1 protein-coding gene is annotated in these 736 nt (G+C 64.7%); it reads left to right on the top strand.

Annotation, left to right across the window (positions count from 1 at the left end; translation table 11 throughout):
- Window positions 1-76: 76 nt before the first annotated feature.
- Window positions 77-736, top strand: a 660-nt coding sequence (locus NW837_RS15340) for a hypothetical protein (RefSeq protein ID WP_414332518.1), incomplete at its 3' end; no start/stop codon positions are given.

The raw sequence follows: 736 nt of genomic DNA, 5'->3' as shown, positions 1-736 counted from the left end.
CGCCTGGGGGCAGTGGTGCTACTTCGCCGCGCCGAGCAGCCGCTACTATCTCACCCCAGCCGAGCCTGCGAAGCTCATGGAGGTGCAGGACGCGGCGGAAACCGAACTCACGAGCTACGATCGCGCGGTTGGACGCTACCACCTTACGCGCCAAGCGGTTGTGCTGGATGGGACAGAAACGCTGCAGCATGCGACCAAGCAGTGGCGCGTGCGAGTTGCGAGCCGCGACTTAGGGCGCACGACGCCGTTTTTCTCACACGCGCTTGTACCGCCGCGAATCGCTAAGCCCGAAACGGGCGCGAAACTCGCGATCGACACACGCCGCCAATACTTGCATGTGGCGGTTGGCAGCACGCTGCGCACTTACCATCTGCACTCGCGCACGCTGCTGCTGCAACGCGAGTACGACGGGCGCATCGAGTGCTTGGAGCGCGATAGCAGGCTCGACGCGCTGCTGATTGTTGTGCGCGACGCGACGACGCGCGTGGTGTATCTCTCACGGGATGCTGGTGATACGGCTACGGAGATCTTGCGTATGACAACCGCGGGTTTAGTGGTGTGCGCCGTAAGCCCACATGCGACTTGGTGCGCATTCTATCAGGGCGCGGGCGACGCGCTTATGCTGCGCCGCACGCGAGACGGCGGCGCGACTTGGGATACGCCGCTGCAGGTGCAGGTGGATGGCGCAAACGCCACAGGCACGCCGCTGGACGCCGCCTACGACGCGCGCTATAAC

The sequence above is a fragment of the Synechococcus sp. R6-10 genome (assembly GCF_047461815.1).
Classification (GTDB): Bacteria; Cyanobacteriota; Cyanobacteriia; order Thermostichales; family Thermostichaceae; genus Thermostichus.
Note: the sequence above shows the minus strand (reverse complement) of the source record. Positions and strands in the feature narration are given on the sequence as shown.